The organism is Micromonospora sp. NPDC003776, assembly GCF_053605645.1.
In genome coordinates this window covers 1-2,848 of the sequence record NZ_JBSGJR010000741.1, presented here as the reverse complement: position 1 = coordinate 2,848, position 2,848 = coordinate 1, and the positions used below count along the sequence as shown (strand labels likewise).

At 73.1% G+C, this 2,848-nt stretch carries 2 protein-coding genes; one reads left to right on the top strand and one right to left on the bottom strand.

Annotated features, from left to right (window positions below):
• Nucleotides 1-77 precede the first annotated feature (77 nt).
• Nucleotides 78-1,451, bottom strand: coding sequence for a glycosyl hydrolase family 18 protein (locus tag ACWEVO_RS34250; RefSeq protein WP_452311558.1), 1,374 nt, complete (start codon nucleotides 1,449-1,451; stop codon nucleotides 78-80).
• A 136-nt stretch (nucleotides 1,452-1,587) separates the two neighbouring features.
• On the opposite strand from ACWEVO_RS34250, the gene ACWEVO_RS34245 reads away from it, so the two are divergent.
• Nucleotides 1,588-2,841, top strand: a complete 1,254-nt coding sequence (locus ACWEVO_RS34245; RefSeq protein ID WP_452311557.1) for an ROK family protein — start codon at nucleotides 1,588-1,590, stop codon at nucleotides 2,839-2,841.
• Nucleotides 2,842-2,848: the final 7 nt, after the last annotated feature.

Sequence of the window (2,848 nt, the reverse complement as noted above, 5' to 3'; positions counted from 1 at the left end):
TTTTTTTGTTTTTTGGGTGGTGGGTCGGCCCCTGTTTTTGGGGGGGGGGGGGGGGGGGGGCCCTTGGCCCGCCGGCCTCACCGGCCCTGGAGTGCCTTGACGTTGTCGCCGAAGGTCCAGCCCTTCGACCCGTCCCAGTTGATCGACCAGGTCATCAGCCCCTTCAGGCTGCCCTGGTAGGTGTTCCACACCTGCCCGACCAGGGCGGGTGACAGGTATCCGCCGCCGGCCCCGGACTGCGCGGGCAGGCCGGGTACCTGCTTGTCGTACGGGACCCGGATGGTCGTGCCCTGCACGACCAGTCCGGTGTTCAGGCAGTTGGTCTGGGCGACGAAGCCCTGCACGGTACCGGCGGAGTACGAGTCGCCGGCGCAGCCGTACATGCTGCCGTTGTAATACTGCATGTTCAGCCACCAGAGCCGGCCGTTGTCGACGTACCGCTTGACGATCGGCAGGTACGCGCCCCAGATCGAGCCGTAGGTGACGCTGCCCCCGGTGACGTACGCGGTCTCCGGGGCCATGGTGAGCCCGAAGCCGGCCGGCATCTGGGCCAGTACCCCGTCGATGATCCGGATCAGGTTGGCCTGCGAGGTGGAGAGCTGGCCGATGTTCCCGCTGCCGGTGAGCCCGGTCTCGATGTCGATGTCGATGCCGTCGAAGTTGTACCTCTTCAGGATCGGCACCACGGTGGCGACGAACCGGTCGGCGACCGCGCTGGAGCTGAGGTCGATGCCGGCGGCGGCGCCGCCGATGGAGAGCAGGACGGTCAGCCCGGCGGCCTTGGCCTGGCACATCTCGGTCGGGGTGGGCACCTTCACCCCGGCGTCCATGCCGTCCTCCCAGAGCACCGTGCCGTCGGAGCGGATCACCGGGAACGCGGCGGTGACCACGTTGTAGCCGTGCCCGGGGATGCGCGGGTCGGTGATCGGGATCCAGCCGAGGCCGGGGTGCACCCCGTTGGCCGCGCCGTCCCAGTTCTCCCAGTAGCCCTGGAGCACCTTGCCCGCCGGTCGGGGCTTCAGCGGGCAGGTGCTGCCACCCGGGGAGGTGGTCGGGGTGGGTGACGGCGAGGACGTGGGGGTCGGCGAGGGCGAGGGGGACCGGGTGGGCGACGGGGTGGGGGAGGGCGAGGACGTGGTGGGGGTGGGGGACGGGGTGCCGCCGCCGTCGCAGGCGCCCAGGTCGGTCCAGAGCGCCGGGGTGGCGGGCGGGGTCCAGCCGGCCCCGACCGGCGGGGTGTTCGTCTGCAGCGCCTGGTAGAGGCGGCCGGCGTAGGTGGCCTTGCTGCCGGCGGTCCAGGTCACCCCCTCGGCCCAGGCCGGCACGCCGGCGCAGGAGACCAGGGCGGTCGTGCCGGCGGTCGCGGCGAGGCCGGTGGCGGCCGGCAGGGCGGCGCCGGCGAGCAGCATCCCGCCGCCGAGCAGTGCGGTCAACCCGCGTCGAAGTCGCATGACATACCTCCTCATCGATGCGCCGGAGGCTATCAGTAAACTTTGTTAAGTGTAAATGCGCAGTACTCTGTCAGCACTTGCTTCACGGTGTGAACACGGCCGCCCACCGGCGGCCTGAGAGAGGACGGCGCGGGACGTGGACGCCAGACGCACCACCGTGCGGGACATGCGCCGGGCCAACCGGTCGGTGCTGCTGAGCCGGATCTGGCTGGACGGTCCGCTCAGCCGGCACGAGCTGGGGCAGACCACCGCGCTGAGCCTGGCCAGCGTGAGCAACCTGGTCGGCGAGATGATCGGCGAAGGGCTGGTCGAGGAGGCCGGTTCGGTCGAGTCCGACGGCGGCCGACCCCGGGTGCTGCTGCGCGTCGCCCCCGGCTACGGCTATCTGGTCGGCGCCGACGTCGGCGAGACCCGGGTCCAGGTCGAGCTCTTCGACCTGGCGATGACCGCCCTCGCCAAGGCCGAGTACCCGATCGCCGCCGCCGGTCCCGACCCGCGGGACGTCGCCCGCCACCTGCTGCACGGTTTCGACGCGGTGGTCGAGCAGGCCGGCGTCGACCCGGCTGCGGTGCTCGGCTTCGGCGTCGCCGTCTCCGGCACCGTCGAGCGGACCGCCGACGCGGTCGTGCACGCGCAGACCCTCGGCTGGGACGGTGTGCCGCTCGGGGCGATGCTGCGCGCGGGCACCGAGATCCCGGTCCACATCGACAACGGCGCCAAGACCCTGGGCCAGGCCGAGATGTGGTTCGGCGCCGGGCGGGGCGTGCGGCACGCCGTGGTGGCGCTGGTCGGCTCCGGTGTCGGCGCCTGCGTGGTCGCCGACGGGGTCGGCTACCGCGGCGCGCACAGCAGCGCCGGCGAGTGGGGCCACACCACCATTGTGTACGGCGGCCGCCGCTGCCGCTGCGGCAACCTCGGCTGCCTGGAGGCGTACGTCGGGGCCGAAGGTGTCCTGGACCGGTTCCGGCAGGCCAACCGGGGGCGGCCGGCGGCCGGCGGTGACGAGGAGACCGCGTTCGGCGAGCTGCTGCGCTCCACCGGGCGGACCGCCGCCCGCGTGCTCGACGAGACCGTCGGTTACCTCGGCGCCGGGGTGGCGAACCTGGTCAACCTCTTCAACCCGGAGCGGGTGGTGCTCGGCGGCTGGGCCGGCCTGGCCCTGGGCGAGCGCTACCTGCCGCAGATCCGCGAGGCCACCGCCCGGCACGCGCTGCGCCAGCCGTACGCCCAGACCTCGATCGAGCTGTGCCGGCTCGGCCCGGACGCGGTCGCGATGGGCGCGGCCACCCTGCCGATGGCCCGGCTGCTGCGCGACGGCGGCGTGCCGCGCGAACCCGTCACCCGGATGACCGCGGCGGCGGTGCGGGGCCCACGGGCGCGGACCCGCTGAACCGCCG

What these genes read in the sequence shown, in the direction of transcription:
- ACWEVO_RS34250 (WP_452311558.1), bottom strand. Translation starts at nt 1,451, where the DNA reads ATGCGACTTCGACGCGGGTTGACCGCACTGCTCGGCGGCGGGATGCTG.